Origin of the sequence: Caballeronia sp. INML2, assembly GCF_023631365.1 — a bacterium.
GTDB classification, from domain to species: domain Bacteria; phylum Pseudomonadota; class Gammaproteobacteria; order Burkholderiales; family Burkholderiaceae; genus Caballeronia; species Caballeronia turbans.
On sequence record NZ_JALQDH010000048.1, the window covers coordinates 76,671 to 101,982 of the forward strand.

Consider the following 25,312-nt stretch of genomic DNA (forward strand, 5'->3'; position numbering starts at 1 on the left):
TTGCTATGGGGCCTATTGGCTCGCCGCCCGTTCCCGATTTTTTGGCCGTTTCTATACTTGCTTCCACCGAATGCACGACAGTGTCCGTGCGACGCAAACCGACTGGAAAGGAGAAACCATGTCGCTCATCAAACAGGAGATGCCGGTCTTCGCGAGCGAGGCCGAAAGCGCCGAAGCGAGCGTCTATCGCAAGGTGTCATGGCGCCTGCTGCCGTTTCTCGGCGTGCTATGGGTGCTCGCGTGGCTGGATCGCGTGAACATCGGCTTTGCCAAGCTGCAGATGCTGGACTCGCTGCATTTCAGCGAAGCCGTATATGGACTCGGCGCGGGCATATTCTTCCTCGGCTATTTCCTGTTCGAAGTGCCGTCGAACATGCTGCTGCAGAAGATCGGCGCAAAGAAGACGATCATGCGCATCACGATCTGCTGGGGCATCATCTGCATGCTGCAGACGCATGTCACCACGCCTACGCAGTTCTATATCCTGCGCTTCCTGCTTGGGGCTTTCGAAGCGGGCTTCTATCCGGGCGTCATTCTCTATCTCACGTACTGGTATCCGTCGCAGCGGCGCGCGCGGGCCTTCGGCACGTTCATGTCGGCATCGGCGATAGCGGGGGTGCTCGGCGGTCCGCTCGCCGGCTGGATCATGACGTCGATGGGCGGCGTGCACGGCATGCATGGCTGGCAGTGGCTCTTCATCATCGAAGGCATTCCGTCGGTGCTCGCCGGTGTGTTCGCCTACTTCTACATGACGGACAAGCCCGAGCAGGCGCGCTGGCTCAACGACGATGAAAAACGCGTAGTGCTCGATGCCCTGCAACGCGACAATGCCGCAATGGGCGAGCGTGGACACGACTGGCGATCGCTCTTCACGAATCGGAAGGTGTGGCTGCTGATCGCGATCTTCTTCTGCCTGCTGTGCGCGAACTCGACGCTCACCTTCTGGATTCCGACCGTCATCAAGGACGTAGGTGTGAGCACGCCGATGGCCGTCGGCTGGATCGCGGCAGTGGCCTATCTGTGCGGCGCGGCCGGCATGATCATCAACGGTGCGCACTCGGACCGCAGCAATGAAGTGCGCTGGCACTTCAGCGGGGCGGCCATCGTCGGCGGCATATCGATGGCGGTGCTTGCCGTGCTGATGGGCCTCGACAAGATTTCGCCGGTTATCGCGCTGTTGGCCATGACGGCATCGCTGATCGGCACGATGAGCGCGATCCCCGTGTTCTGGCAGTTGCCCAATCGCTATCTCGCGGGCAGCGCAGCGGCAATCGGCGTGGCGCTCATCAACTCCGTCTCCAATCTCGCGGGTTTCGGCGCGCCCTACGTCATGGGACTCGTCAAGAACGCGACGGGCAAGTTGACCTCCGGTCTCTATCTCGTGGCCGTCATCGAAATTCTGGCTGCGGTGCTGGTTATCGTCGGCATCCGCAAGCTCGGCAACAAACAAGGTGCATGACATGCGCGACAAAGACACTTCTCCGGCTTTCGATGTGAGCCGCCGACGCTTTGCCCTGCAATCGGTCTCGTTGGGCGCAAGCATGCTGATGGCGAAGACCGCCCTCTCCGCCGATGCGCCAGCGTCGCCCGCGCCGAACCAGACGACAGGTCCGGTGCAACAGGACGGCCTGAGTCCGCGTCTCACGATGCACGGTCTCGATACATGGCACGGCACGCCCGCCGCGGGCATGCGTGTGGACTTGTTCGCAATCGAAGACGGACGCTCGAAGCTTCTGCAGACGATCACGCTCGCAGCGAGCGGCCGCAGCGAGCCGCCGCTTCTGATCGGCGATACGTATCGCGCAGGCACGTATGAACTGTTGCTGCATGCAGACGAATACTTCGCCGCGCGCAAGGCGAATCTGCCGCAACCGTTGTTCCTTTCGAAGATCCCGCTGCGCTTTCGCATCATCGACATCAACCAGCGCATTCACCTGCCTGTGTTGTTCGGGCCGTGGAGCTACAACTACTACCGCGGCAGTTGAGCGGAACACAAACGAAACGCCAGATCAGGAGACACATCATCATGGCCGCAGGCATCACTACGCATGTGCTCGACGTCGCGCTCGGCAAGCCCGCCGCGGGCATGCAGATCGAATTGTTCGACATCGGCACGCAGCCGCCCACGCTGCTCGCGCGCACGCGCACCAATCGCGATGGGCGCACGGATTCACCGATCCTGCCGGCCGCACAGGCGCGTGCAGGCGATTTCGAATTGCGTTTCTGGGTAGCGGACTACTTCAAGACCCCCGATGTATTCGCCGACGTCGTCCCAGTGCGCTTCACACTTGCCGATGCCGCGCAGCACTATCACGTGCCGCTGCTGTGTTCGCCGTGGAGCTTCGGAACCTATCGCGGAAGTTGAAGCGCAGCGCGTGCATTGCGCTTCACGCCGTTTATGGCGTGCGTCAACATCGAAATTAGCGCAATGTCCATCGATGCCAAGCGCGTTTCGCTCACCGGTCGATCGCAACGCCTTTGGTCATAAGACGCAAATGTCGACGATCGTTCAAAGAACTCGAACAGACAGCTGCTTTAAGAAAGATGCTGAACAACTTTCCTGGCGGGATAGCAATAGATACCTCAATGTGCGTCGCACGGTTATCGCGTTAAAACACTTTCCGTGAATGTCATTTGCCATGTATTGACACGAATTTCCTCTAGCGCGTCACGCACGTCCGTGGCATAGTGCAGACGACAATTTATTAGAGGTAAGTCATGTCGACGCTAGAAAGTATTCAGGCACGTATCGAAGCACTTCAAGCGAAAGCCGATGCGCTCATCGCTAAAGAATCTGAAAGCGTGCTGAAAAAGATTCATGATTTGATGTCGAGCCATGGTTTGACCGTCGCGGACATCGAACAATATTCTGGCACGCGCAAGAAGGCAGGCCGATCGGCCCCGGCAAAAAAACAAAGCACGGTTGCCTATCAGGATCCGAAAACCGGCGCGACCTGGAGCGGGCGCGGACGTGCACCCGGCTGGATCGCCAAAGCCAAGGACCGCAGCAAGTTCGCGGTCGGCGCGAGTGCGCCGGCGACCAAGGCTGAAGGCAAGGCGCGCGCCGCAGTCAAGCGCAAAAGAAAGGGACAGCCGCGCGGTCCCCAACCCGCGCTCTATCGCGATCCGCAATCAGGTGCAACGTGGAGCGGACGTGGACGTGCACCCGCATGGCTTGCATCCGTCGAAGATCGCACGCCTTTCCTGATCGGCTGAAGATGAATAGATAAACGGCGGAGTTCGTTCAAGACTCCGCTGTTTTTTACAATCCATTTAATCTAAACGCGTGGATCGAACGCGAATTCGATCCGAATGCCGCCCGGTTCATAGATCATCATATGGCGTTTCGGCCCTGCCCCTAGCGGTTCCGGCGCGAATTCCACCGTCACGCCAGGCCATGCCGACACGCGATCGAGAATCGTCGCGAGCGCGGCTTCATCCGCTGCACGCAGCGCAAGATGATGAAGCCCGATATTCTTTCGCCGGTCGAATGCTATTGGCGCCGGGTCGTCTTTCACCTGCCATAGCGTAACCAACAACTTTTCGTCGGATACGAACACGGCTGGGTACTCGGGCCGCTCGCCGGCGATCTTCCAGCCCAGACACTGAACGAAGAAGTCTCGGGTCGCGTCGAGATTGCGGACGGCGAGGCCCACGTGATCGATTCCAGAAGTCAGCATCGTTTCCTCCTCATGTCGGATACATGAAGCGCGCATGCACGCTTCGTTCGGTTCCGTTCGCATGCTATCTCATTCCACAGTCGGTGTTGCCTGCACGCGCGGCGTTTAAGCGGTAATCTGAACGATATCGACAACGCGTCGTCCCCCGACAGGAGACCGTTCATGCTGAAGCCGACTTATCCCTATTACCTCGCCAACGAGCCGGTAGCCGCCAATACCGATCTTGCGGTGACCGACAAGTTCAGCGGTGAAGTCGCCACACGCGTGGCACTTGCCGATGCGCACGCCATCGACGAGGCAATCGGCCTTGCGGTCGCCGCGATGCCCGACATGCGCGCCTTTCCCCCGTTCAAACGTCAGGCGGTGCTCGAGCATTGCGTGAAGCGGTTTCGCGAGCGCTCCGATGAAATGGCAATGGCCTTATGCATCGAAGCCGGCAAGCCGATCAACGATTCGCGCGGCGAAGTTACGCGTCTTATCGATACGTTCAAGGTCGCAGCCGAAGAGTCGGTTCGGATCGACGGCGAAATACTGAATCTGGAGATCTCGCCGCGCGCAAAGGGTTATCACGGCTATGTAAAACGCGTGCCGATCGGTCCCTGCTCCTTCATTTCGCCTTTCAATTTTCCTTTGAATCTTGCCGCGCACAAGGTCGCGCCCGCAATCGCCGCTGGTGTGCCGTTCGTCATGAAGCCTGCGAGCCGCACGCCGATCGGCGCGTTGATCATCGGTGAGGTGCTCGCGGAAACGGATCTGCCCAAGGGCGCATTCTCGATACTGCCGGCGCATCGCGACGGCGCCGATCTGTTCACCACCGACGAGCGTTTCAAGCTCCTCTCCTTCACCGGTTCGCCCGCGGTCGGCTGGGAACTGAAGGCGAAAGCAGGCAAGAAGAAGGTCATTCTGGAACTCGGCGGAAACGCCGCCGCGATCGTCGATAGCGATCAGGGCGGCAAGCTCGACTATGTAGTCGACCGGCTGGCGTTCGGCGCTTTCTATCAGTCCGGGCAAAGTTGCATCGGCGTGCAACGCATTCTTGTGCACGCGTCTCTATACGATGACTTGCGTGAAAAGCTGATCGAGAAAACGAAGTCGCTCCGGATGGGCGATCCAAAGGACGAGAAGACCTTCGTCGGACCGATGATTTCCGAGTCGGAATCGAAACGCCTCGCCGGTTGGATGGAAAACGCCGTGAAGGCCGGCGCGAAGATCATCGCTGGCGGCAAGGTGGATGGCGCGATGTTCGAAGCGACGCTTCTCGAAAACGTCGGACGAGATTCGGATCTCTATCGCAAGGAAGCGTTCGGGCCTGTCGCCATTCTCGAAAAGTTCGATAACTTCGACGACGCGCTCGATACCGTGAACGACAGCGATTTCGGCTTGCAGGCGGGCATTTTCACGGATTCACTCGCGCATGCGCATGAAGCATGGAATTCACTTGAAGTTGGCGGGGTCGTGATCAACGACGTGCCCTCTTTCCGGGTCGATAACATGCCTTATGGCGGCGTGAAGGATTCGGGACTCGGCCGGGAAGGCATTCGCTATGCGATTGAGGACATGACCGAAGCGCGTCTGATGGTGATGCGAGAAACGTGGTGACGCACGCCCGAGCGTCCCTTCCAAAGCACGCTCGGGCGTTCGACATGCCTATGCCAGCGTCAGTTTGACATCGATGTTGTTGCGGGTCGCGTTCGAATAAGGGCACACGACGTGCGCCTTGTCGATCAACGCCTGCGCCTCGTTACGATCCATGCCTGGCAGCGAGATCTTCAGTTCGACTTCGATGCCGAAGCCGTTCGGGATTTGTCCAATGCCCACGCTGCCGTCGATGGCAACGTCTTTGGGCAGCGTAATCTTGTCGCGTGCGGCAACGAACTTGATCGCGCCAATGAAGCACGCGCTATAGCCCGCGGCGAACAGCTGTTCGGGATTCGTGCCATCGCCGCCACCGCCGCCGAGTTCTTTCGGAGTCGTCAGCCGAAGATCCAGATTGCTTTCGGGTACGGTCGCGCGGCCATCGCGTCCGCCGGTGACATGAGCATGCGCACGGTATAGAACCTTTTCGATCGACATCGCCAGACTCCTGTGCATTGTGTTGAGCGGCCCTCGCGACGCGAACGCGCCGTTCGACATCCGCCGACATGGATTCCCGATGGGACACTGCCCGCGAAGGGCGGGTTCCAACCTCGAAGGATACTCAAGACGCGGCGAGTTCGCTGACGCGACGTATTGCGACGCATCAAGGCGCGTTCCTCTCGGTCACAACACGACGGGTTCTCTGCCGGGAAAAGCCGCATCGGCTATGGGCGCGTTTGTTTCCTTGGCCATGCGTTCGCACAGCGCGACGACGTGCGCCGAGCCGGCCGTCATGAAGAGCGAATGGTCGAGGTCCGGAAAGATCATCATGCGCACGGACGGAAAGCGCGAAAGGCGCGCGCCGTGCTTGCCGAAATGCGCGGCGATCAGATCCAGCCCCGCATCGTAGGCGCCATAGACGAGCACCGTCTTCACGCCTTTTGCATCGAGCGCGCGAATAATCGGACCGGGCTCCGTGGCGAGTTCGGGCGGCGTCTGGCTCAGACGATCGAGCCTCAGCACATCGACGATACGTGAACGCGCGCGTGTCATCACATAGCCGAGCACAAAGCGCAAGACACGCGTCAACTGTTTTTCGCCACGCAGGATAGCTTTCCATTTCTGCGGATCGAGCATCGAAAATGCATAACCTGCCATGGAATTGCGCGTCGATTGACGCAAGCCATCGGGCGCGACGTCCGCTGGTCGTTTGAACGTCGGCAGATTCACCGTGACGACGCCATTGATCGCCTTTTCGATGACCGCCGCCTTGAGCGCGTGATACCCGCCTGAGCAAACGCCGAACGCGAATATCGACTTATAACCTTGGCGTGCGAGCCAGCGTGCCGCGGCCGCGGTGTCGTCGGTCGCGATCGGGTTGTAGATGCGGCCGAATGCCGTGTCCGATTGCACCTTGCCCGGCGCTGCCGGGCTATCGCCGCGGCCACGCGCATCGAAACGCAGCGATGCCACGCCACGTCTCGCGAGCTCGCGTGCAATGCGTACCGATAGCCTGCTGTCGCCCACGCGCGAACTCGCCGACGTATTCGCGATCAGGTACACCGGGCCGCGCGCCGAACCCGTGCGCGGCTCGCACAGGATGCCGAAAAGCCCTTCGTCGCCGATACGCACCGGACGCTCGATCGCCTCGGGGGTTTCAATGTTCAGCGCGGGCCAGCTATCGGCATCGGCCATGGACGCCACATGAGCTACCGGCGCGGCGCGGCCCGCGATCCACGCCACGACCTCGGCGAACGCGGCGCGCGGCACTGCGTTGAAGGCAGTTTCCTGAATGAAGCCCGTCAGGTCTTCGAACGGACGCGCCTCTGCTTCGACGCCCTTGTCAGCGAGGGCGTCGCGCAAAGGGTCCGTCCCGCCCGCCTTGACATTCATGATCAACGCGCGACGCGCCGGCGCGCTTGCCGTGCCGTTCACGCTCGCGACGAGGTCGATAGCTTGCAGCGAGTCCCTGAATTCGTCGCCATACATCTGACCAAGCACGTTGAACCGGACATCGTCTTGCTGCATCTCGCGCAAGGGCGGCGCAAGCAATTCGAGCCATGTTTTGCGCACGATGTTCAGTTCGCGCATATACACGCGCCCGCTCGTGACGGGCGCGAGCAGTACAAGTTCGTCGACGGGTCGGCGCAGTGCCGCAGCAAGCGCGAATGCCGCGCCCACGCGAAAACCGCATAACGTGACGTGTTCGATGCCTGTCTCTGTCCTGAACCAGTCGACGGCCGCGTGGATGTCTTCGACCGACGATTCGAATTGATCCGGTGCGGGATCGGCGCCCGCCGAGTCGCCCGTGCCCCGATAGTCGAAACGGAGCACCCACATGCCGCGCGCCGATAACGCATCCGCGAGGTGGCGCATGCCGCTGTATGTCCACACGTATTCGTGGCCATACGTGTTACAAAGCACCACGCCGCGCGTGCCGCTTCCCGCGTGCAGCCATCCGAAGCGGTTCCCGAATACAACCGGTCTCATTCGATCTCGCCCTCGTGTCGAGGTATTGAGACGATTATATTAAGCGGCTCCTTCGTAAAGCGGCATCCGAGAGCGAATATGCTCCAGGGAACTATCTATTGGCGCATAAGGCATGGCTTGTGTTTGCTGGCGCTCACTTTGTTTGGACGGTTCGTCGGCATCGCGTCAAGTTGGTGAACGCAATGTCGAGCCGACGAAGGCTCGCCTCGAAGTAATGGACGAGGCCGAGCCTTGAGTCTTTCGTTGTCTGAGCGAAGCTCATGCCGCCTGTCTGGCCCTCGCCTCCTCCACCATGCGGGCGTGCGCGTACACGCGATCGCGTTCGCGTGCGACGAGGGTGCGTTTGCGCGCGAGCGTCTGGCGATGATATTTCGGGTCGCCCATCTGCATTACATATTCACCATGACGATAACGCAGATAACGCTGGAAGAACTCCGCGCCCGGCAAGCCATTGTCGAGCGCCATGAGCACGCCGTAGTCGATGTCACTCACATCGCCGAGCGTCTTGATCGCCGACTCGAGCGCGGCGTAGCGCTGAGGCAGCGGCACCGTCTTGTCGCATTGCGCATGAAAACGCTGATAAGTCAGCACCTGCCCGTGCGATGCACAACGCCATAACGATTTCGCAAGCCGTTGACTCAGTTCCGTATCCACGTTTCCTCCTGCATTGTGCAAGGATCGTATGCGTGCGACATTCCACCGTCATTGAGAATCGATGACGATAACCGGTTGTCTGGAAATCACCTGCGGCGCCAAGAGATATTTCCGGCGCTCAAAGAAAGCGCGTAAATAGCACAAAATGTGAAATGCGTTAAACGTCGGTGCTTATCTTTATTGCGATGCACTGCAGCGCTCGGCGCAAAACTACCAGTCGACCGTTCAGCGGCCGACATGCGGAATTCATTTCTTATGCAGCGATGCAACGCGAAACGGCGACCTGGCGCGCTCCGACTATTGTTGGCCTCGACGGCCTTATTGACTTCCACGCCACAGCGCCGCACTTATTGACCGAAGAATCAAGAAACGGCTGCGATCCGATTACATGCTAGCAAACATATTGAAGGAAACCAAGGTGAGTTTCCGGTATGGATGAACGCCGCGTTTTTCATGCTGCTGTCATTCGGCATTTTTTCCCGACCGTTTTAGCCGATAAGTGAACACGCTTATTTGCAATGGCACGGAAAGCGACGCATTAGAAACGATTGACCGTATAGGGGGTTTCGTGCCCATACGCGCCGCTCCGTGCGCACAGTCCTTAAGATTGGTTTAAGCCTGTAGGACTAAAACGTCTCACAAGGCGCAGGCAGTATGGCAATTCGATGGCTCTGCCTTGCAGCCCGCTGCGACTCGGCTTTCATTCAAACGTCCACGCGGATGGTCAGACCGGGCAACGCCGCACGCGCATTCCAACTGCGCGATCAGGCGCAGGCGATGACCGTCCCATTCAGCCCGGCAGCAATGCCGGGCTTTTTTTTATCCGCGCCATCCGTGCGCATGCGGCGAGCCTTCGCCGCTTTGCGCGACAGCGGCGGGCAATTCGAAGCGAAACGTCGTGCCTGTGCCCTGGGTATCGATCATGCGAATCTCACTGCCGTGCAATTGCAGCATGCGTTGCACGATGAGCAAGCCGAGCCCGCCGCGATGCGCACCGCCCGATGCAAACGGGCGCTGAAACAGCGCTTCCCGCATCGCGGGCGCAATGCCTGTCCCTGTGTCGCTGACGGTCACCTCGACTCTCTCGGCATGCTCGCGCCCATGTGCAAGCGTCACATCCACCGTGCCGGTTGCAGGCGTATGACGGATCGCGTTGTCGAGCAGATTCGTGAGCACGCGTTCGATCATGCCGAGGTCCGCAATGACGCTCGGCAAGCGCGGGGCGATCTGCGCAGTGAGACGCACGCCTTTGGACTGCGCGGCCAGCTCGAACTTTTCGAATACGTCCTGCACGAGATCGACCAGCGAGAACGGCTCGGCTTCCGGCGCGACCATGCCATGTTCGAGCTTTGCGAGCTCGAACAAAGACTGCGCGAGATGACCCACCTTCGCGCTCTGCGCAAGCGCGATCGACAGATAGCGGCGTCTGTCGGCATCGGGAAGCGTGTCGGACTTGAGCGACAGCGTTTCCAGATAACCATGAAGCGACGACAGCGGCGTGCGCAAATCGTGCGAGATATTCGCGACCATCTCGCGACGCTCCCGATCCTGCCGGCCGAGCGCGCGCCACTGTTCGGCGATGCGCTCGGCCATCTGCGCGAATGCGCTTTCCAGCACGACGATCTCGTCGCGTTCGTTCTCACGGGCGTCGGCTGCGCCCTTTCGCGGCGCCGAAGGCAAAGGCGGATCCGCAGGCCCGCCGCGCGCGTCGAATTTGCGCATCGCCTCGGTGAGTCGCCGCAGCGGCCGTGTAACGAGCCCGAACGCGACCAGGCCCGCGACGAGCCCGAGCAAGGTGACGAGTCCCATCGATGCGAGCGTGGTGCGCAAGACCGCGCTCGCTGATGCCTTCGCCGCCAGCGCGTCGTGCTCCTCGCCGAGCAGCACCACATAGACATAGCCGAAGGGCGGCTTGCCGGGCGCGGCGAGCGGCGCGGCGCTGAACACCTTGCGCTTGTCGTCGCTGCGCGGATCGTCGCCCAGGATCGGCAGGGCCGCGCCATCGAGGAACTTGCGAACCGGTGCGAGATCGACGTGGTTGCGCTTCAGGTGTCCGGCCGGCGCATCGTCGGCGCGCACGCGCCCCGTGTCATCGAGCAGATAGACCTCGACGCTCGGATTCACCACCATCAACTGACTGAAGAGACGGCGCACGGCAGGCGCGTCGATATCGTTCGCGTCGGCGAGCGCGCCGTCATGGGCGATGTGCGCCGCAAGTCCGCGTGAAAGGCTTTGAATGACCTCCTTCTCGCGCAGGTCGCTCGCGCGGATCTGCAGCCATGCCGACGCGCCACAGCACGCGAGCAGCAGCACGCAAAACACCGCGAAGAGCCGTTGAGACAGCGTGAGCTTCACGGCGCGGTGTCCTCGCCCTCGGGCGATTGCGCCGCGAGCTTGTAGCCGTGGCCCCATACCGTGAGAATGCGCTTCGGCTCAGCGGCATCTCTCTCTACTTTTGCGCGCAGCCGGTTGATATGCGTGTTGACGGTGTGCTCATAGCCTTCATGTCGATAGCCCCACACCGCATTGAGCAGATCCATGCGCGAAAACACTTTGCCCGGATGACGCGCGAAGTGATACAGCAGATCGAATTCGCGCGGCGTGAGTTCGATGCGCGCGCCATCGACCCATGCCTCGCGCGCGAGCGGATCGATCGCGATGCCCGCAACTTCGATACGCCCCGCGTCGAGCCGCGAGTCCTTCGCAACGGCATCGACGCGGCGCAGCAGCGCCTTCACGCGCGCGACGAGTTCGAGCACCGAGAACGGCTTCGCGAGATAGTCGTCCGCGCCGAGTTCCAGACCGAGTATGCGATGCACCTCGCTGGAGCGCGCACTCGTGATGATGATCGGCGTATAGCGCGTCATGGCCCGCGCACGGCGGCAGATTTCGAGGCCATCGACGCCGGGCAGCATCAGATCGAGAATCAGCGCGTCCCAGCCGCCCTGCTCCAGCAAGCGCAGCCCTTCGGCGCCATCGGCGCTATGCACGACTTCATAGCGCTCGTCGCGCAAGTTGAGACTCAGCACATCGGCGATATGCACGTCGTCTTCGACGATCAGAATGCGTTTCGGATGATCCATGAGCGAATGTCGAATGATGCTCGCCCTGTTAGCGGAAGAAATGGACGAGCGTCTGTGCCATTGTGCAGAAAAGCGCGCGCCGAAGTATCACATTTAATTTAACTTTCGGTGAGGACTCGGGGATGCGCGCGCAACTACGATGCGTCTAACCCACTCGATGACGAGGAACGCATCATGCAAACCCGCCGCCGCTTTCTCCTGACGGGCACCGCGGCAGCCGCCGCCGCGTTCGCTCTGGGCGGACGCCTGCGCGCGCTCGCCGCCGGCCCGCAAACGCAGACGCCGTCGCAGGAACGCTTCGAAATCGTCCATACCGATGACGAATGGCGCCGCCTGCTCAATCCGGTTCAGTTCGACGTGTTGCGACGCGAAGGAACAGAGCGCCCGTACACGAGTCCGCTGAACGACGAGCATCGCACGGGCATGTTCAATTGCGCGGGATGCAACCTGGCGCTGTTCTCGTCGCGCACCAAGTTCGATAGTCACACGGGCTGGCCGAGTTTCTGGGCGCCGCTCGATCATGCGGTTGCGACGCGTATCGACGGCTCGTTCGGCGTCGAGCGCACCGAAGTGCATTGCCGGCGCTGCGGCGGTCATCTGGGCCATGTCTTCGACGACGGACCGAAGCCCACGGGCCTGCGCTACTGCATGAACGGCGTCGCAATGACTTTCACGCCGGGCGCGGCCTGAACCGCGTTCACAACACGACCAAATCCGACCCGACATCATCATGTTGCTCATCGTCCTTGCCTATCTCGGCGGCGCGCTGACGATTCTCAGTCCGTGCATCCTGCCCGTGCTTCCTTTCGTGTTCTCGCGCGCGGACCAGCCGTTCGTGAAGAGCGGCCTGCCTCTGCTCGCGGGCATGGGTCTGACGTTCGCCGTGGTTGCGACGCTTGCGGCCGTGGGTGGCGGCTGGGTCACGCAGGCCAATCAATACGGCCGCTGGGCCGCCATCGTGCTGCTCGCCGTATTCGGTCTCACGCTGCTTTTGCCTGGCGTCGCCGAGCGCGTGATGCATCCGCTCGTCAGCGCGGGCAATCGTCTCACCGCCCTCGCGCAGCGCGGCGACGGCAAGCCGGGCTTCGGCGGATCGTTCGTGCTCGGCATTGCGACGGGCCTGCTGTGGGCGCCTTGCGCGGGCCCGATTCTCGGTCTCGTGCTCACGGGCGCGGCGCTCAACGGCGCGAGCGTCGGCACCACGCTGTTGCTGCTCGCTTATGCGGCGGGCGCAGGGAGTTCGCTCGCGGTCGCGTTGCTGATCGGCAAACGCGTGTTCGCCGCGATGAAGCGCTCGCTGGGTGCCGGCGAATGGGTGCGGCGTGGCATCGGTGCGGCGATGCTGCTCGGCGTCGTCGCGATCGCGCTCGGACTCGACACCGGCGCGCTCGCTCGCATCTCGACGGTGGCGACATCCGGTATCGAACAGCAACTCGTCGATAAGCTTTCGACGAAGAACAATGGCGCGATGATGATGTCCGCCGACGCCGGCAACAACGGGGCCGCGATGATGCGGGCGAGCACCGAGCCGCCGAAGTCCGCGAGCCCCGCGCCGTTGCCCGTTGAGGGCACGCTTCCGCCGCTCGACGGTGCCGTGCAGTGGATCAACTCGCCGCCGCTCACGAAGGAAGCGTTGCGCGGCAAGGTCGTGCTCGTCGATGTATGGACGTACTCGTGCATCAACTGCCTGCGCACGCTGCCGTATCTGAAGACGTGGGCGCAGAAGTATCGCGATCAGGGGCTCGTCGTGATCGGCGTGCATGCGCCGGAATTCGCGTTCGAGCGCAACGTCGACAACGTGAAGCAGGCGGTCCACGATCTCGGCATCGATTACCCCGTCGCGATCGACAACAACTATGCGATCTGGCGTGCGCTGAACAATCAATACTGGCCGGCGCATTATTTCATCGATGCGCAGGGCAACATCCGTTATCACCATTTCGGTGAGGGCGACTATGCGCACTCCGAGCATGTAATTCAGCAACTGCTGGCCGAAGCGGGACACGGCGCCGCGCCTTCCGTGGCGATGACCGCGAAGAGCCACGACGATGCCATCGGCGAGGGCGCGATGATGCAGGCCGATAATAAGGACATGCGTTCGCCGGAAACGTATATCGGCTACGAGCGCGCGCAGCAGTTCATGTCGCCGGGCGGCGAAACGCCGGATCGCCTTCACGACTATGCCGCGCCGAAAGCACTCGACGTCAATGACTGGGGCCTCGCGGGCGCCTGGAAAGTCGGCGCGGAGCACGCGACGCTCGAAGGCGCGACGGGCCGTATCGTCTATCGGTTTCACGCGCGCGATCTGCATCTCGTGCTCGGACCGTCGAAGGACGGCACGCCTGTGCGCTTTCGCGTGAGCATCGACGGCGCGGCACCCGGCACATCGCACGGCAGCGACGTAGAGGCCGACGGAAGCGGCACGGTGACAGAGCAGCGCCTCTATCAACTCGTGCGGCAAACGGGGCCTGTTGCGGATCGCACATTCACGATCGAATTTCTCGACCCTGGGGTCGAAGCGTACGCGTTCACGTTCGGTTGAACGAGACACACGAAGGAGCAAAGATGTTCAAGACCACCAGCAAGACGTTCAAGGCCGCAAGCGTGGCCGTGCTGTTCGCGGGCGCGTTCGCATTGCAGCGCGTCGCGCATTCGAGCGAGGCAGCCGTGAAGATCCCGCCGCCCGCGCACGACGAAACCGCGGGCGCCGTGCATACGGAAACCGCCGTGTTCGCAGGCGGTTGCTTCTGGGGCGTGCAAGGCGTGTTTCAGCACGTGCGCGGCGTAAAGGAAGTGATGTCCGGTTATGCGGGAGGCCGAGCCGATACCGCGCAATACGACCGCGTCAGCGAAGGCGACACGGGCCACGCAGAATCGGTGCGCATCACGTACGATCCGGCACAGGTCACCTACGGCAAGCTTTTGCAGATCTTCTTCTCTGTCGCGCACAACCCGACCGAGTTGAACTACCAGGGCCCGGATCACGGCACGCAATACCGCTCGGCTGTGTTTCCGACGAATGCGGCGCAGCGCGATATCGTCGATGCCTATATCGCGCAACTCGACAATGCGCACGTTTATAGCGGCAAGATCGTCACGCGGGTCGAAGACTACAAGGGCTTCTATCCGGCCGAAGGCTATCACCAGAACTACCTGACGGAACATCCGGAAAGCCCGTATATCGCGATCAACGATCTGCCGAAGGTAGCAAACCTGAAGCAGATGTTCCCGGCGGCGTATCGTCAGGATGCGGTGCTCGTGGCGGTGGCTTCCAAATAGGCGTGGAGAAGCCCGACGACCTCGGGCAGGTTGCGTCTGCCGAAGCCGAGGCGGACATGCGCGTCGCCGTGATCGAGCAGCGTCGAAGGCAGCAGCAGCACGCCCGTGCATGCGAGCAGTTCGGCACAGAACTGCTCCGCGTGTCCGCGCTTCAGTCGCACGAAGCCGATCGTGCCCGCGCGCGGACGATGCCATTCGAAGCGGTCCGCGTGACGCGCGAAGAAGTCGTCGAGCGTATGCAGATTGGCGCGTACGATCGACACATTGCGTGCGATGAGCGCATCGGTGTGGCGCACCGCGATCGCCGCAAGGTACTCGCTCGGCGCGCTATTGCTGATGGTGAGATAGTCCTTGAACGTGCTCATGCGCGCGAGCACCTGCGCGCTCTTCGTCGCGATCCATCCGAGACGCAGACCCGCGAGCCCGTGCGACTTCGAAAGCGCGCCGAGCGAGATCGCGCGCTCGTAGACGTCGCACGCGGCGGGCAGGCGATCGGCTGGATCGTGCTCCAGCCCGCGATACACCTCGTCGCTGAAGAGCCACAGCCCGTGCTTTTGCGCGAACGCGAGGATCGCATCGAACACTTCGCGCGGCGGCAGATAGCCGGTCGGATTGTGCGGGGCGCAGATCACGAGCGCACGCGTAGCCGGTGTGACTAGCCTTTCGAGTTCGTCCGGATCGGGCGCCCAGCCCGCTTCCTCTCGCGCCTTCCACGGCGACACACGCACGCCCATGGCCTCGGCCACCGAGTAATGCGACTGATAACCCGGCATATGCACGATCACGTGATCGCCCGGCGCGAGCATCGTGTGCATGAACGAATAAATGGCTTCCTGCGCGCCCGTGTGCACGATGATTTCGTCTTCGTCGATGTGCTCGTACAACGTCGCGAGTTCGCGTCGCAGCGCGGGCGCGCCGGGATACTCGGTGTAGCCGAGCCAGGTATCGCGCAATCCGTCGATTGCATCGGGTTCGTACGCCAACAATTCGCCGACCGACATGGATTCGGGATCGGAGCTGCACAAGAGATGGCGCGCGGTGAATTCGTGCCGTGCGAAATAGCGTTCGAGCTTGAAGGGATTGGGTTGCATGGCGTCGCTTGATCGGAATCGAAGAAAGCCGTAGTCTGCGCTCTGATCCCCCATTCAAAAAACTAAACTTTCTTATTTCGATTAAGGAACGCTAATGCTCGACTACGCTCTGCTCGATGCGCTGCTCGCCGTCGTACGCACGGGATCCTTCGAGCGCGCCGCACGCGAGCTCAACGTCACGCCGTCTGCGGTGTCCCAGCGCGTAAAACTGCTGGAGGAGCGTGTGGGGAGCCTGCTCGTGAAGCGTGGCCAGCCCTGCGAAGCAACGGCATCCGGTGCGCTGCTGTGCCGCCATACCGAACGCGTGCAATTGCTCGAAGCGGAACTCGGCGGGCGCATGCCGGCTTTGCCGGGTACGCCGAACGAGCGGCGCGCGAAGCTGCGCATCGCGGTGAATGACGACAGCATGAGCACCTGGTTCATCGATGCCGCGGCGGACTTCTGCATCGAGCGGGGACTGATACTGGATCTCGTCGTCGACGATCAGGATCACACCGCGCGGCGCATCCGCGAAGGCGACGTGCAAGGCGCGATCACGACGCAGGCCGAACCCGTGCCCGGCTGGCGTTCGATGAAGCTCGGGCGCATGCGCTATCGCGCCGTATGTTCACCCGCATACTTCGCGCGCCATTTCGCCGATGGCCTCACGCGCGACGCGCTGCGCCGCGCGCCATGCGTCAACTTCAACGAAAAGGATGAATTGCAGAAGCGCTTCATCAAACGTGTGAGCCGCGCGGATATCGAGCCGCCCGCGCATGTCGTGCCGCACGGCGAGGGCTTCGTGCGCGCGTGCACGTCCGGACTTGCGTGGGGTATGTGTCCAAGCCGGCTCGTCGCGCGGCAACTCGATAGCGGCGCACTCGTGGAAGTGTCGCCCGGTTCACGCTTCGATGTTGATCTCTATTGGCAAAGCTGGCGTCTTTCCCTCGGCTGGCTCGACAACTTCAGCGCGATGCTGAAGCACCGCGCAAAAACGTTCCTCGACTGAGGGTCATGCGTCGCGCGTTTCGAACGAATCGACGCGATCGCGATAGAAAGCAAGATGATCTTTGATCGGCGCAACCGCATCGTAGGGCGACTCATAGGACCACACTGCGTTGGCCGATTTTTGTCCACCCGACACAATGCTGTAATAGCTGCACTCGCCTTTGTAAGGGCAGTATGTCGTGTGAGCGGTGCGCTCGAGTTGCGTCATGTCGACGTCCTTGCGCGGCACGTACAGCACTTCGGGATACGATGCCTCGCGCAAGGACAGCGCCTCGGTCGTATCGACGATGACACGCCCGCCTGCTTTCACGGTCACGCGTAACGGACTAGCTTCGATCGTGATCGGATGATCGGGGCCGGGAATCTTGACGGCTTTATCCATGAGTGTCTTCCTGCGAATGAACGCGACAATGCACGCGGAAGAATCGATGGTAGCGTCGTTGCGTCAAACGTGCAGAATGCATCCCCGGCCCGAGCGGTCAACGGCCGAAATATATTGGCTTCGTGCCGTCGTTGTCCAAAGGCGGCATCGTGTTGCGCGTGCCCGAGGCCGACGCGCCGGGGACGGTCCCGCCGTAGCCGCCGTTCTGACGTGATACGCGGCTTTCAGCGGCCTGAATATCCGACGGATACGAGGTCTGATCCGCGCGCGATGGATCATAGCCCGCGGCTTCGACCTGCCGCAGATCCTGCTTCACCTGGTCGCGCGTAAGCGATGAATCGGTTTGCGCGAAAGAAAGCGCCGGCGCCACCGCTACAGTTGCGACGGCCACGGCCTTGACGAACAATTTCATGGCGAACCTCCGGTATGTTGGGCTGCGCACGGTGTTTTCTGTGCGTGCTGCATAACACAGCATCGGCCGTGCCCGCCTGCGCGCTCCCACCCCGGATTGCGGCTATGAAGCCTTGCTTTCGATCGCCTTGACCAGTGCATGCAGCAGGCGATTTGCGGGCGTCGGAATCCCGAGCGCCTCGCCGCGCCGCACGATCAGGCCGTTCAAATGGTCGATCTCGCTCGTCTTGCCACGCGCCAGATCTTGCGCGGTCGACGAGTACTGGTTCTGCATCGTCTCGGCGATGCGGCGCACGGCGGCATCGACGTCACCCGGAATGATCACGTTATCGGCTTTCGCAACGGCAAGGCATTCGTCGACCACATCGCGCATCGCACGCGTGATGCCCTCGCCCTGCACGAGCTTGCCGTACGGCAGTTGCGTGATCGCGGACAGCGCGTTGTAGGCGCAATTGAGCACGAGCTTCGCCCATAGCGCGCCGCGCACGTTCGTGGATATCTCGGTCGGTACGCCGGCCTCGACGAAAGCGCGTGCGACATTCTCGCTTTTCGTCGACGGCTCGATCACGAGCTCGCCGCGCCCGTTGTGCTTCACGTGCCCCGGCCCCGCCATCTCCGCCGCCACATACACGACCGCGGCCGCCGCTTCCTGCGGCAACAGTTCGCGCAGACGCTGCGCATTCTCCACGCCGTTTTGCAACGACAGCAGCAACGCGTCGCGTTCGAGATGCGGCGCGAGCGCCTGTGCCGCGCTGTCGGTATCGGTGGATTTCACGCAGAAGAGCACGAGTTGCGCGCCCTGCACCGCGCGCGCGTCGGTGCTCGCGGCCACGCGCACGCGCTCGTCGAAATGCTGTGTGTCGAGCCGCAAGCCGTCGCGTTCGATCGCTGCGACATGCTGCGGCCGCGCGATCAGCACGACTTCGTGACCCGCACGCGCGAGCATGCCGCCGTAGTAACAACCGACCGCGCCCGCACCCATGACGGCGACTTTCATGTTTCGCTTCTCCTTCATTCCTTGTTGCATTGCTGTGGCTCGAAAAGGTAACACACAGGCACTGCATCGACCGAAAGAGACCGGTGTGTTCGATGCTTCGCATAACCGACGACGCGCAAACGCTTGCGTGTTTCAAGGCCATTCGCGCGGCGCTGCGTGCCCGCGAGATTTTGTGGGCGGACGCACGATAGTCAGTCGAATTAGCGGTGCGCCATATTGTTAAAACAGGGCACGCAGAGATACGCTTCTTTCAGCGGATCGACGATGCTGTCCAAACAATGCCGACCGCTGCGGGGTTAGGCGGCGCATGCCGCATCGACAAGGTGAATCCGGGGACCAAATACACGGCGTGCCGGGGGGGAGCACTGCGCGAGCGTCCGGGCGCGCGGCGCACCGGCACGCCGTGAACTTAGACAAGCGCTGGCTCTGCCGCTCGGCGACGAGTAGCGGAAAGCCACAAGCGTGGGCGTTATCACGAGAACAAAAACATGAATCATGGCTATGAAGCATCGCTCGTCAAGCGCGTGGTGAATCAGCTCGTTGCGGGCATCGTGAGCGGCGAATACCAGGACAACGTGCTGCCGCCACAAGTCATTCTTTCGAAGCAGCACGGCGTGAGCCGGACCATCATGCGCGAGGCGCTGAGCATTCTCATCTCGCGCCGCATGCTCGACGTGCGACCCAAGACAGGCACGCGCATCAAGCCCGCGCGGGAATGGCTCATCATGGATCCCGAGGTCGCCGAGTGGCGCATGCGTGCGCTGCACGATCCGGACTGCATACGCAGGCTCATCGAGTTTCGCTCGCTGGTCGATCCGCCCGCCGCCGCGCTCGCCGCGACGCGCGCGAACCGGCATCAGCGCATCGCCATCAACGCGGCCTTCCAGCGCCTCCTGCATGCGAGCCCGTCCGAACCCTTGCAGTCCGCCGCCGAAGAGGCGCTGCAGGCCGCTATCGTCGATGCGAGCGGCGACGAAGTGCTGCGCCAGATGGGCAGCGTCGTGCGCGTCGGCATCCGTACGCTGAAAGCCGCCCTGCGCGCGCAGCCGCATGCGTTGCCGCGCGTGCCCGACTCGCAGCTCGGCGATTACGGCCGGGTCGTGCGGGCTATCGAAACGGCCGATGGCGACGGCGCGCGCACGGCCATGTCGCAGGTCCTTGCGCGCACGGCGTCGCTCTGGGTCGAAGAAATCGCCTGAACGCAGGGTTTTCCGCCATGCCGGTGCCGCGGTCGCGAGACCGCCCGCATCGCCTCCACAGCCGTTCCGGGAGCGCATCTTGCGCGCTCCACTGCCGCAGTTTCGCCTCGCATGCGCCCTGCGCGTGACTACAATGAGTGATGCCGCGGCATGCGACGAGTCATGGCCTCCCCGTGACACGGAGCGCCTGGCGTTGGACACACGGAGGCAGGAATGGCAGAGCTCGAAAAGGAAAAGGTCGTCGGCGTCCTGAACAGGATTCTCGAATCCGAACTGGCGGGCGTCGTGCGCTACACGCACTATTCGTTTCTCGTGTTCGGCTTCGGGCGCATACCGATCGTGTCGTGGCTGCGCGCACAAGCCGACGAATCGCTCATGCATGCGCATCAGGCCGGCGAATGGATCACGACGCTCGGTGCGTATCCATCGCTTGAAATCGGCCCGCTGCTGGACAATCACACCTTCGACATCGCGACGATCCTGCGCGAATCCCTGCAGGCGGAGAACGTCGCGCTCGATCTCTATCGCGACTTGCTGAAGCTCGTCGAAGATCGCTCCGTCGCGCTGGAGGAATACGCGCGGCAGATGATCGAGGTCGAGGAGATGCACGCGGGCGAAGTGGACAAGATGTTGCGCAGGCCCGGCGAAGTCGAAACGTCGCCTGAACGCCGCAGCGGTCACAACTGAGCCGAAAAAAACGCCGGCCCGCGTGTGCGGACCGGCGCCTCTTCGCACTGACACGCGTGCGTTACTTCGGCTGCGCCACCGTGCGCAGATAAGGCTTCAGCGTCTTGAAGCCGTCCGGATACTTCTTTTTCGCGTCCTCGTCCGACACGGACGTCGGGATGATGACGTCGTCGCCCGGCTTCCAGTTCACGGGCGTCGCGACCGTGTGCTTCGCGTTCAGTTGCAGCGCGTCGAGCAGGCGCAGCACTTCGTCGAAGTTGCGGCCCGCGCTCATCGGATACGTGAACGTCGCCTTCACCTTCTTGTCCGGGCCGACGATGAACACGGCACGAATCGTCGCGTTGTCGTTCGCGGTGCGCGGGCTACCGCCGCTCGCGTTCGGGTGGATCATGTCGTAGAGCTTCGCGACGTTCAGATCCGCGTCGCCGATCATCGGATAGTTGACCGCGGTGCCCTGCGTCTCCTCGATATCCTTCGCCCACTGCGAGTGATTCGTCACCGGATCGATCGATAGACCGATCACCTTCGTGTCGCGCTTGTCGAACTCCGGCTTGAGCTTGGCCATGTAACCGAGCTCGGTCGTGCAGACGGGCGTGAAGTCCTTCGGATGCGAAAACAGGATCGCCCATTTGTCGCCGATCCACTCGTGAAAGCGAATCGTGCCTTCGGTCGTCTCTGCCGTGAAATCGGGGGCTTCATCACCAATGCGTATAGCCATATCAAATCTCCACGTGAGGAAAGTCCGGTGAACGCTCCGCGTGCAAAAGGAACGGATTCCGGGTTGAAAATCGCAACTGTCGAACTGATTATAGTTCGCCGCGCATCGAGGTCCGGCGCACTTGGGGTATGTCCTTGACTGCCGTGGGGTCTTGCGCTGCGCCGATGACACCAAACCTCGCGGGGGAGCGCGGCATGTTTCCTGCTGCCAGGCCGCTCGGCGTGAACCGGCGTTCTCGTAAAACGCATCGTTGCACGCAAATCGCTTAGCGGCGCTCGAATTCCCCGGCAAAATCTGCTATCACGAAACGACAATACGTCAGAACGAACGTGCAGGTGTGAAGCAGCAGGCGTGCATCATCCCGCACTTGAACGGGCGACAGACTTCGTCGCGCCACGTGGCGCGGCCTCGCTGCGCCGCACAGGAGGCGAACGTGACTGTCATGCAAAGAAAGTCCGTTGCTTCGCTGCAAAGCGAAGCGGCCGAAAGCGAAGAAGTGCTTCAGGAACACGGCGGCCACTCGCTGAAACGTTCGCTCAGCGCACTCGACGTCGTAATGCTCGGCATAGGCTGCATCATCGGTGCGGGGATTTTCGTGCTGACGGGCCACGCGGCCGCGGCCAACGCCGGGCCCGCGATCATCCTTTCGTTCGTGCTCGGCGCAATCGTCTGCGCGCTCGCAGGCCTTTGTTACGCCGAAATGGCTTCCACGGTGCCGGTGTCAGGCAGCGCCTACACATACGCCTACGCGACCATGGGGGAGTTGATCGCGTGGCTCATCGGCTGGGATCTGATCCTCGAATATGCGGTCGGCGCGACGACGGTCGCCATCGGCTGGTCGGGGTATGTCGTGAGCTTTCTGCATTCGCTCGGCATCGACATACCGGAGCGGCTTGCGAAAGCGCCCTTCGCCTACGATCCCGGCCACGGCTGGAGCCATGCCGGCGCGATTCTCAACGTGCCCGCAATGGTGATCGTCGGGCTCATCACGATCCTGCTCGTCATCGGCATACGCGAGTCGGCGCGCGTGAACAGCTTCATCGTCATCATCAAGGTGCTGATCGTGCTCGCATTCATCGCGGCGGGCATCGCGTATGTGGATACGAGCCACTGGGTCACCGCACAAAACCCGACGGGCGCGTTCATTCCGCCGAATACCGGCGAATCGGGTGTGTTCGGCATGAGCGGCGTGCTGCGCGGCGCGGCGGTCGTGTTCTTTGCCTATATCGGTTTCGATTCGGTGTCGTGCGTAGCGCAGGAAACGCGCAACCCGAAACGCGACATGCCGATCGGCCTGCTCGGTTCGCTCACCATCTGCACGATCCTCTACGTGCTCGTGTCGTATGTGCTGACGGGTATCGTCTCTTACGACAAGCTCAACGTGTCCGATCCGATCGCGGTCGGCGTCGATGCGATCGGCATGCGCTGGCTCTCGCCGATCGTGAAGCTGGGCGCGATCTTCGGCCTCACGTCGGTGATTCTCGTACTGCTGCTGTCGCAGCCGCGCATCTTCTATTCGATGGCGAGAGACGGCCTCCTGCCGCCTTTCGCATCGAAGATCCACCCGCGCTTTCATACGCCCTACATCACGACGATCTTCACCGGCATCATCGTGATGATTCTGGCGGGGCTCTTGCCGATCGGGCTCGTCGGCGAGCTCGTGAGCATCGGCACGCTGTTCGCGTTCATGGTGGTGTGCATCGGCGTGCTGGTGCTGCGCATCACGCAGCCGAATCTCGAGCGCGCATTCAGAACGCCGGCGGTGTATGTGGTCGCGCCGCTCGGTGCGCTCTCGTCGCTCTTCCTGATGTCCGGCTTGCCCGCCGATACATGGATACGACTCATCGTATGGATGGCGATCGGCGTCGTTATCTACTTCGGTTACGGCATACGCCATAGCCGCCTGCGCAATCAGCGCGAGACTCCGCAGCAACGCACCGCGCGAGGATGATCCGCAATAGGGCCGCATTCAGCGCGGCCCTTTGTCACGAATCCGACGCGCGTTTCGATTCGTGTTCGCGCGCTTCTTCCGGGCTTTCGTAAATATACGGCGCGACGCCGCGGCGCTTCAATGCGTCGCCGAGCTTCAGGCGCAGGAAGCTGCTCGTCGTATAGCGCGTCACGCGGTCATAATGACCATCGACGAGCTTCGTTACCATCTCCGAATACGCGTCGAGCATGTCGGGGCGAATCGAAAAGTTATCGTAATTCACGATTGCATGCGGTTTCGTCCTGGCACCCGCCAATTGCTTTTCGACTTCGCGGCGTATGGCTTCGACGTCGTTCAGCGTCTTCACTTCATGGCCTTCGAAGTTGATGAAGAAGAGATTCTTTTCCGCGTCGTAGCTGAAGCGTTCCGAGAGATCGAGCCGCAGCAGCACGTTGCGCAGGCCCATCGGCGCATCGCGGAAGATGCGTTCGTCCATCAGACGCGGCGGCGTATCCATGATCGGCGTAAAGCCCATTTGCGCGACGATGTCCCGCTCGATATCGATGCCGGGCGCGACTTCCGTGAGCGCGAGGCCCTTGTCCGTGAGTTCGAACACGCAGCGCTCGGTGATATACAGCACCGTCTTCCCGCGCTCGGCCGCATAACGGCCGCTGAACGTGCGATGCTCCACCGCATCGACGAACTTCCGGCAATCGCCTTCGCGGCGAATCCTGAGCTTGCCTTCGTCGATCGCGATATCGAGCTTGCCCGCGTTGAACGTGCCCACGAACACGACTTTCTTCGCGGCCTGGCTGATGTTGATGAAACCGCCCGCACCGGCCAGCTTCGGCCCGAACTTGCTCACGTTGAGATTGCCCTCGCGATCAGCCTGCGCAAGGCCGAGGAACGCGATATCGAGGCCGCCGCCATCGTAGAAATCGAACTGATAAGGCTGATCGATGATCGCCTGCGTATTCGTCGCCGCGCCGAAGTTGAGGCCGCCCGCCGGAATCCCGCCGATCACGCCGGGCTCGGTCGTCATCGTGAAGAGGTCGATCACCTGCTCTTCGTTCGCGACGCTCGCAATGCCTTCCGGCATGCCGATACCGAGATTGACGACGCTGTTGGCCATCAGCTCGAATGCGGCGCGCCGCGCGATGATCTTGCGTTCAGTGAGGGCCATCGGCGGCACCGAACTCGCGGCCACGCGCAGTTCGCTCGAGAATGCCGCACTGTATTGCTCGCCGAAGGTCTGCCAGTGATTATCGGGTTTCGCGAGCACGACGCAGTCGACCATCACGCCGGGAATCTTCACCTGACGCGAATTGAGCGTGTTCGATTCCGCCAGCCGCTCGACCTGCGCGATCACGATGCCGCCGGAATTGCGCGCGGCCATCGCGATGGACAGCGCTTCGAGCGTCAGCGCTTCCTTTTCCATCGTGACGTTGCCGTTGAGATCGGCCGTGGTGCCGCGCACGATCGCCACATCGATCGGGAAGGTCTTGTAATACAGATAGTCCGTGCCGTCGATGGGCATGAGCCGCACGAGATCGTCCGTGGTGCGCGCGTTGAGCTTGCCGCCGCCGTTGCGCGGATCGACGAACGTGCCGAGGCCGACCGTCGAAAGCTGCCCGGGCCGATGCGCAGCGATATCGCGAAAGAGTTGCGAAATCACGCCTTGCGGCAGGTTGTACGCTTCGATGCGGTTCTCGATCGCCATCTTCTGCAGGCCCGGCACGAGTCCCCAATGACCGCCGATCACCCGCTTGATCAAGCCTTCGTGCGCCAGATGATTGAGGCCCTTGCCACGGCCATCGCCCTGACCTGCCGCATAGACCAGCGTCAGATCAGCGATCGGATCATCGCCTTCGACAAAGCGCGCCTCCAGCGCGATCGCCACTTCCTCCGCGAAGCCGATGCCCACGAAGCCGCTCGTCGCGAGCGTATCGCCCGAGCGGATCAGGCGCACGGCCTCGCGCGCAGAGACGATCTTGCCGCGCTCGACGAGGCGCACGGTCGAGGGAAAAGAATGGCGGCCTGGCGTGCTGCTGGCGGTCATGGCGTCTCCTCGGTGCCGATTTTCTGTCATGAGTCTCGCGCAATCCTTCGCCGACTGCTTGCGTCGAATGCACGCGAATCAGCCGATTTC

Annotated in this window: 25 protein-coding genes; 13 read left to right on the forward strand and 12 right to left on the reverse strand. The window is 61.9% G+C overall.

All coding sequences use genetic code 11. The features are described from left to right. Nucleotides 1-118 precede the first annotated feature (118 nt). From NCT32_RS17425 to NCT32_RS17440, 4 genes are all read left to right on the forward strand, one after another. Complete coding sequence (locus NCT32_RS17425) at nt 119-1,459, forward strand: MFS transporter (RefSeq protein ID WP_061116078.1); 1,341 nt, start codon at nt 119-121, stop codon at nt 1,457-1,459. A gap of 1 nt (nt 1,460) precedes the next feature. Continuing rightward, nucleotides 1,461-1,985: a hydroxyisourate hydrolase gene (locus tag NCT32_RS17430; RefSeq protein ID WP_061116077.1), complete on the forward strand. Its 525-nt coding sequence runs from the start codon at nt 1,461-1,463 to the stop codon at nt 1,983-1,985. A gap of 41 nt (nt 1,986-2,026) precedes the next feature. Then, the gene (gene uraH / locus NCT32_RS17435; RefSeq protein ID WP_061115802.1) at nt 2,027-2,365 is read left to right on the forward strand and encodes a hydroxyisourate hydrolase; all 339 of its coding nucleotides are present in this window, start codon (nt 2,027-2,029) and stop codon (nt 2,363-2,365) included. Between the two features lie 353 nt (nt 2,366-2,718). After that, entirely contained in the window at nt 2,719-3,216 is a 498-nt protein-coding gene (locus tag NCT32_RS17440) for an H-NS family nucleoid-associated regulatory protein (RefSeq protein ID WP_061115801.1), read from the forward strand. Between the two features lie 62 nt (nt 3,217-3,278). On the opposite strand, the gene NCT32_RS17445 is transcribed toward NCT32_RS17440, so the two are convergent. Further along, nucleotides 3,279-3,680, reverse strand: coding sequence for a VOC family protein (locus tag NCT32_RS17445; protein WP_061115800.1), 402 nt, complete (start codon nt 3,678-3,680; stop codon nt 3,279-3,281). A 162-nt stretch (nt 3,681-3,842) separates the two neighbouring features. On the opposite strand from NCT32_RS17445, the gene NCT32_RS17450 reads away from it, so the two are divergent. Next, on the forward strand, nt 3,843-5,279 hold the full coding sequence (locus tag NCT32_RS17450) for an aldehyde dehydrogenase family protein (RefSeq protein WP_250477423.1): 1,437 nt from the start codon (nt 3,843-3,845) through the stop codon (nt 5,277-5,279). A 48-nt stretch (nt 5,280-5,327) separates the two neighbouring features. On the opposite strand, the gene NCT32_RS17455 is transcribed toward NCT32_RS17450, so the two are convergent. The 5 genes from NCT32_RS17455 to NCT32_RS17475 all read right to left on the reverse strand — a co-directional run bounded on the left by NCT32_RS17455 (nt 5,328) and on the right by NCT32_RS17475 (nt 11,482). Beyond that, nucleotides 5,328-5,753, reverse strand: a complete 426-nt coding sequence (locus NCT32_RS17455) for an organic hydroperoxide resistance protein (protein WP_061116076.1) — start codon at nt 5,751-5,753, stop codon at nt 5,328-5,330. Between the two features lie 186 nt (nt 5,754-5,939). Continuing rightward, the gene (locus NCT32_RS17460) at nt 5,940-7,745 is read right to left on the reverse strand and encodes an alpha/beta fold hydrolase (protein WP_250490457.1); all 1,806 of its coding nucleotides are present in this window, start codon (nt 7,743-7,745) and stop codon (nt 5,940-5,942) included. Between the two features lie 258 nt (nt 7,746-8,003). Continuing rightward, complete coding sequence (locus NCT32_RS17465; RefSeq protein WP_061115798.1) at nt 8,004-8,399, reverse strand: hypothetical protein; 396 nt, start codon at nt 8,397-8,399, stop codon at nt 8,004-8,006. Between the two features lie 819 nt (nt 8,400-9,218). Further along, entirely contained in the window at nt 9,219-10,754 is a 1,536-nt protein-coding gene (locus NCT32_RS17470) for a HAMP domain-containing sensor histidine kinase (RefSeq protein WP_250490458.1), read from the reverse strand. After that, the gene (locus NCT32_RS17475) at nt 10,751-11,482 is read right to left on the reverse strand and encodes a response regulator transcription factor (RefSeq protein WP_061115796.1); all 732 of its coding nucleotides are present in this window, start codon (nt 11,480-11,482) and stop codon (nt 10,751-10,753) included. Before NCT32_RS17475 ends, NCT32_RS17470 begins: the two co-directional genes overlap by 4 nt. 174 nt (nt 11,483-11,656) lie before the next feature. On the opposite strand from NCT32_RS17475, the gene msrB reads away from it, so the two are divergent. From msrB to msrA, 3 genes are read left to right on the forward strand one after another with little or no spacing between them, the layout of a single operon-like run. Next, nucleotides 11,657-12,172, forward strand: a complete 516-nt coding sequence (gene msrB, locus NCT32_RS17480; RefSeq protein WP_061115795.1) for a peptide-methionine (R)-S-oxide reductase MsrB — start codon at nt 11,657-11,659, stop codon at nt 12,170-12,172. Nucleotides 12,173-12,212: 40 nt separating this feature from the next. After that, nucleotides 12,213-14,024, forward strand: a complete 1,812-nt coding sequence (locus NCT32_RS17485) for a cytochrome c biogenesis protein DipZ (RefSeq protein ID WP_061115794.1) — start codon at nt 12,213-12,215, stop codon at nt 14,022-14,024. 23 nt (nt 14,025-14,047) lie between these two features. Then, nucleotides 14,048-14,761, forward strand: coding sequence for a peptide-methionine (S)-S-oxide reductase MsrA (gene msrA / locus NCT32_RS17490; protein ID WP_061115793.1), 714 nt, complete (start codon nt 14,048-14,050; stop codon nt 14,759-14,761). Here msrA and NCT32_RS17495 read toward each other — a convergent pair. Then, nucleotides 14,725-15,852, reverse strand: a complete 1,128-nt coding sequence (locus NCT32_RS17495) for an aminotransferase class I/II-fold pyridoxal phosphate-dependent enzyme (RefSeq protein ID WP_061115792.1) — start codon at nt 15,850-15,852, stop codon at nt 14,725-14,727. The genes msrA and NCT32_RS17495 overlap by 37 nt on opposite strands. Nucleotides 15,853-15,946: 94 nt before the next feature. On the opposite strand from NCT32_RS17495, the gene NCT32_RS17500 reads away from it, so the two are divergent. Next, nucleotides 15,947-16,840 carry a LysR family transcriptional regulator ArgP gene (locus tag NCT32_RS17500; RefSeq protein WP_061115791.1) on the forward strand — a complete coding sequence of 298 codons (894 nt, stop codon included), beginning with the start codon at nt 15,947-15,949 and terminating at the stop codon, nt 16,838-16,840. Nucleotides 16,841-16,843: 3 nt separating this feature from the next. Here NCT32_RS17500 and NCT32_RS17505 read toward each other — a convergent pair whose 3' ends face one another. The 3 genes from NCT32_RS17505 to NCT32_RS17515 form a co-directional block, all read right to left on the reverse strand. Further along, nucleotides 16,844-17,221, reverse strand: a complete 378-nt coding sequence (locus NCT32_RS17505) for a DUF427 domain-containing protein (RefSeq protein WP_061115790.1) — start codon at nt 17,219-17,221, stop codon at nt 16,844-16,846. 97 nt (nt 17,222-17,318) lie between these two features. Continuing rightward, the gene (locus tag NCT32_RS17510; protein ID WP_061115789.1) at nt 17,319-17,633 is read right to left on the reverse strand and encodes a DUF4148 domain-containing protein; all 315 of its coding nucleotides are present in this window, start codon (nt 17,631-17,633) and stop codon (nt 17,319-17,321) included. Nucleotides 17,634-17,735: 102 nt separating this feature from the next. Continuing rightward, nucleotides 17,736-18,629: a ketopantoate reductase family protein gene (locus NCT32_RS17515; protein WP_061116074.1), complete on the reverse strand. Its 894-nt coding sequence runs from the start codon at nt 18,627-18,629 to the stop codon at nt 17,736-17,738. 278 nt (nt 18,630-18,907) lie between these two features. Here NCT32_RS17515 and NCT32_RS37265 point away from each other — a divergent pair, with 278 nt between their 5' ends. The 3 genes from NCT32_RS37265 (at nt 18,908) to NCT32_RS17525 (ending at nt 20,515) form a co-directional block, all read left to right on the forward strand. Beyond that, complete coding sequence (locus NCT32_RS37265; protein ID WP_284508532.1) at nt 18,908-19,036, forward strand: hypothetical protein; 129 nt, start codon at nt 18,908-18,910, stop codon at nt 19,034-19,036. Between the two features lie 81 nt (nt 19,037-19,117). After that, the gene (locus tag NCT32_RS17520; RefSeq protein WP_061115788.1) at nt 19,118-19,828 is read left to right on the forward strand and encodes a FadR/GntR family transcriptional regulator; all 711 of its coding nucleotides are present in this window, start codon (nt 19,118-19,120) and stop codon (nt 19,826-19,828) included. A gap of 213 nt (nt 19,829-20,041) precedes the next feature. Then, nucleotides 20,042-20,515: a bacterioferritin gene (locus tag NCT32_RS17525; RefSeq protein WP_061115787.1), complete on the forward strand. Its 474-nt coding sequence runs from the start codon at nt 20,042-20,044 to the stop codon at nt 20,513-20,515. A 61-nt stretch (nt 20,516-20,576) separates the two neighbouring features. On the opposite strand, the gene NCT32_RS17530 is transcribed toward NCT32_RS17525, so the two are convergent. Then, a complete protein-coding gene (locus NCT32_RS17530; protein ID WP_061115786.1) occupies nt 20,577-21,233 on the reverse strand; it encodes a peroxiredoxin in 657 nt (218 codons plus the stop codon). 442 nt (nt 21,234-21,675) lie between these two features. On the opposite strand from NCT32_RS17530, the gene NCT32_RS17535 reads away from it, so the two are divergent. Next, the gene (locus tag NCT32_RS17535) at nt 21,676-23,184 is read left to right on the forward strand and encodes an amino acid permease (RefSeq protein ID WP_061116073.1); all 1,509 of its coding nucleotides are present in this window, start codon (nt 21,676-21,678) and stop codon (nt 23,182-23,184) included. Between the two features lie 34 nt (nt 23,185-23,218). On the opposite strand, the gene NCT32_RS17540 is transcribed toward NCT32_RS17535, so the two are convergent. After that, nucleotides 23,219-25,222 carry an acyl CoA:acetate/3-ketoacid CoA transferase gene (locus NCT32_RS17540; protein ID WP_061115785.1) on the reverse strand — a complete coding sequence of 668 codons (2,004 nt, stop codon included), beginning with the start codon at nt 25,220-25,222 and terminating at the stop codon, nt 23,219-23,221. Nucleotides 25,223-25,312 lie beyond the last annotated feature (90 nt).

Coding starts and splice junctions, on each gene's coding strand:
- NCT32_RS17510 (WP_061115789.1), bottom strand. CDS start 17,633: ATGAAATTGTTCGTCAAGGCCGTGGCCGTCGCAACTGTAGCGGTGGCG.
- NCT32_RS17535 (WP_061116073.1), top strand. CDS start 21,676: ATGCAAAGAAAGTCCGTTGCTTCGCTGCAAAGCGAAGCGGCCGAAAGC.
- NCT32_RS37265 (WP_284508532.1), top strand. CDS start 18,908: ATGCCGACCGCTGCGGGGTTAGGCGGCGCATGCCGCATCGACAAGGTG.
- NCT32_RS17430 (WP_061116077.1), top strand. CDS start 1,461: ATGCGCGACAAAGACACTTCTCCGGCTTTCGATGTGAGCCGCCGACGC.
- NCT32_RS17505 (WP_061115790.1), bottom strand. CDS start 17,221: ATGGATAAAGCCGTCAAGATTCCCGGCCCCGATCATCCGATCACGATC.
- uraH (WP_061115802.1), top strand. CDS start 2,027: ATGGCCGCAGGCATCACTACGCATGTGCTCGACGTCGCGCTCGGCAAG.
- NCT32_RS17540 (WP_061115785.1), bottom strand. CDS start 25,222: ATGACCGCCAGCAGCACGCCAGGCCGCCATTCTTTTCCCTCGACCGTG.
- NCT32_RS17440 (WP_061115801.1), top strand. CDS start 2,719: ATGTCGACGCTAGAAAGTATTCAGGCACGTATCGAAGCACTTCAAGCG.
- NCT32_RS17425 (WP_061116078.1), top strand. CDS start 119: ATGTCGCTCATCAAACAGGAGATGCCGGTCTTCGCGAGCGAGGCCGAA.
- NCT32_RS17485 (WP_061115794.1), top strand. CDS start 12,213: ATGTTGCTCATCGTCCTTGCCTATCTCGGCGGCGCGCTGACGATTCTC.
- NCT32_RS17445 (WP_061115800.1), bottom strand. CDS start 3,680: ATGCTGACTTCTGGAATCGATCACGTGGGCCTCGCCGTCCGCAATCTC.
- NCT32_RS17525 (WP_061115787.1), top strand. CDS start 20,042: ATGGCAGAGCTCGAAAAGGAAAAGGTCGTCGGCGTCCTGAACAGGATT.
- msrB (WP_061115795.1), top strand. CDS start 11,657: ATGCAAACCCGCCGCCGCTTTCTCCTGACGGGCACCGCGGCAGCCGCC.
- NCT32_RS17495 (WP_061115792.1), bottom strand. CDS start 15,852: ATGCAACCCAATCCCTTCAAGCTCGAACGCTATTTCGCACGGCACGAA.
- msrA (WP_061115793.1), top strand. CDS start 14,048: ATGTTCAAGACCACCAGCAAGACGTTCAAGGCCGCAAGCGTGGCCGTG.
- NCT32_RS17515 (WP_061116074.1), bottom strand. CDS start 18,629: ATGAAAGTCGCCGTCATGGGTGCGGGCGCGGTCGGTTGTTACTACGGC.
- NCT32_RS17450 (WP_250477423.1), top strand. CDS start 3,843: ATGCTGAAGCCGACTTATCCCTATTACCTCGCCAACGAGCCGGTAGCC.
- NCT32_RS17460 (WP_250490457.1), bottom strand. CDS start 7,745: ATGAGACCGGTTGTATTCGGGAACCGCTTCGGATGGCTGCACGCGGGA.
- NCT32_RS17520 (WP_061115788.1), top strand. CDS start 19,118: ATGAATCATGGCTATGAAGCATCGCTCGTCAAGCGCGTGGTGAATCAG.
- NCT32_RS17475 (WP_061115796.1), bottom strand. CDS start 11,482: ATGGATCATCCGAAACGCATTCTGATCGTCGAAGACGACGTGCATATC.
- NCT32_RS17455 (WP_061116076.1), bottom strand. CDS start 5,753: ATGTCGATCGAAAAGGTTCTATACCGTGCGCATGCTCATGTCACCGGC.
- NCT32_RS17530 (WP_061115786.1), bottom strand. CDS start 21,233: ATGGCTATACGCATTGGTGATGAAGCCCCCGATTTCACGGCAGAGACG.
- NCT32_RS17500 (WP_061115791.1), top strand. CDS start 15,947: ATGCTCGACTACGCTCTGCTCGATGCGCTGCTCGCCGTCGTACGCACG.